9 tRNA genes and 3 rRNA genes are annotated in these 1,739 nt (G+C 47.7%); all 12 read right to left on the bottom strand.

Going from position 1 to position 1,739, the window contains the following annotated elements:
- Positions 1-269: ribosomal RNA gene (locus ACFQ0V_RS08320) — 16S ribosomal RNA — on the bottom strand; the annotation flags it as partial.
- A 274-nt stretch (positions 270-543) separates the two neighbouring features.
- A tRNA-Ala gene (locus tag ACFQ0V_RS08315) sits at positions 544-619 on the bottom strand.
- Positions 620-626: 7 nt separating this feature from the next.
- Positions 627-703 (bottom strand) — tRNA-Pro (locus ACFQ0V_RS08310).
- A 20-nt stretch (positions 704-723) separates the two neighbouring features.
- A tRNA-Arg gene (locus ACFQ0V_RS08305) sits at positions 724-800 on the bottom strand.
- Positions 801-805: 5 nt separating this feature from the next.
- Positions 806-894 (bottom strand) — tRNA-Leu (locus tag ACFQ0V_RS08300).
- Between the two features lie 8 nt (positions 895-902).
- Positions 903-977, bottom strand: a tRNA-Gly gene (locus tag ACFQ0V_RS08295).
- Between the two features lie 13 nt (positions 978-990).
- Positions 991-1,072 (bottom strand) — tRNA-Leu (locus ACFQ0V_RS08290).
- A 25-nt stretch (positions 1,073-1,097) separates the two neighbouring features.
- Positions 1,098-1,173 (bottom strand) — tRNA-Lys (locus ACFQ0V_RS08285).
- A 7-nt stretch (positions 1,174-1,180) separates the two neighbouring features.
- Positions 1,181-1,256, bottom strand: a tRNA-Thr gene (locus tag ACFQ0V_RS08280).
- An 8-nt stretch (positions 1,257-1,264) separates the two neighbouring features.
- A tRNA-Val gene (locus ACFQ0V_RS08275) sits at positions 1,265-1,340 on the bottom strand.
- Between the two features lie 10 nt (positions 1,341-1,350).
- Positions 1,351-1,466 (bottom strand): 5S ribosomal RNA (gene rrf / locus ACFQ0V_RS08270).
- Positions 1,467-1,615: 149 nt separating this feature from the next.
- A 23S ribosomal RNA gene (locus tag ACFQ0V_RS08265) occupies positions 1,616-1,739 on the bottom strand; the annotation flags it as partial.

Below are 1,739 nucleotides of genomic sequence, written 5' to 3'. Positions count from 1 at the left end.
ACCCCACCAACTAGCTAATGCGCCGCGGGCCCATCCTGTAGTGACAGCCGAAACCGTCTTTCAACATCGTACCAGGAGGTACGATGGATTATTTGGTATTAGCCCGCGTTTCCGCGAGTTATCCCAATCTACAGGGCAGGTTGCCCACGTGTTACTCACCCATCCGCCGCTAACGCAAGAGATGCAAGCATCTCTCTTGTTCGCTCGACTTGCATGTATTAGGCACGCCGCCAGCGTTCGTCCTGAGCCAGGATCAAACTCTCAAAAAGAAAGCGATAACCTTCGCATCTCGCCGCTTTCTCATTCACTCGCTTCGGTCACGTATCGAATACGCTCCCTCACTCGTTCAATCGAAATCGTCGATCTACTCGGTTCTCGTTTCTTTTTCTGTTTGCACAGAAAAAGAGAAATTTGAGTAAGCTCAAATTTGCTGGCATCTTTTATAGATGTCCAAATTGTTTGTTTCGATATCCAACGGGGTTGAATAAAGAAACCGTTTATTTCATCAACAAGTTACTGTTCAGTTTTCAATGTTCATATAAATGGTGGAGCCTAGCGGGATCGAACCGCTGACCTCCTGCGTGCAAGGCAGGCGCTCTCCCAGCTGAGCTAAGGCCCCTGAATAATGGTCGGGAAGACAGGATTCGAACCTGCGACCCCATGGTCCCAAACCATGTGCTCTACCAAGCTGAGCTACTTCCCGACTTCTTTATTAAAATATAATGGCGCGCCCGAGAGGAGTCGAACCCCTAACCTCTTGATCCGTAGTCAAGCGCTCTATCCAATTGAGCTACGGGCGCTATAGTGGTGCCGAGAACCGGAATCGAACCGGTACGGTAGTCACCTACCGCAGGATTTTAAGTCCTGTGCGTCTGCCAGTTCCGCCACCCCGGCACTATCTATGGAGCGGAAGACGGGATTCGAACCCGCGACCCCAACCTTGGCAAGGTTGTATTCTACCACTGAACTACTTCCGCGAAATGATTACAATGCGGGTGAAGGGAGTCGAACCCCCACGCCCGAAGGCACTAGATCCTAAGTCTAGCGTGTCTGCCAGTTCCACCACACCCGCTTATTTGCGGACATTTCGTGAAAAATGGTGAGCCATACAGGATTCGAACCTGTGACCCTCTGATTAAAAGTCAGATGCTCTACCGACTGAGCTAATGGCTCTTTAAAGTGGTGCCGGCGAAAGGAGTTGAACCCTCGACCTACTGATTACAAGTCAGTTGCTCTACCAACTGAGCTACACCGGCACAAAATATGGTGGAGGATGACGGGATCGAACCGCCGACCCCCTGCTTGTAAGGCAGGTGCTCTCCCAGCTGAGCTAATCCTCCATATATAATAGACTGGCGGCGTCCTACTCTCACAGGGGGAAACCCCCAATTACCATCGGCGCTAAAGAGCTTAACTACTGTGTTCGGTATGGGAACAGGTGTGACCTCTTTGCCATCGCTACCAGACTATTTTCTTTTAAAGACAATATTTATTATAACATAAAATTATCTTTTAGCAAGTGTTTCTTAAATTATTTTTCAATATTTTAAACACACTCACTCAAAACTGAATAAAACTAACATTTCTACAACGAATACTGTTTCATACGTATTTATAGGTTAAGTCCTCGATCGATTAGTATCTCTCAGCTACGTATGTCGCCACACTTACACCCGAGACCTATCTACCTCATCATCTTTGAGGGATCTTACTTGTTTAAAACAATGGGAAATCTCATC

The organism is Savagea faecisuis (assembly GCF_042675605.1).
In the GTDB taxonomy this organism is placed as follows: Bacteria; Bacillota; Bacilli; order Bacillales_A; family Planococcaceae; genus Savagea; species Savagea faecisuis.
Note: the sequence above shows the minus strand (reverse complement) of the source record. Positions and strands in the feature narration are given on the sequence as shown.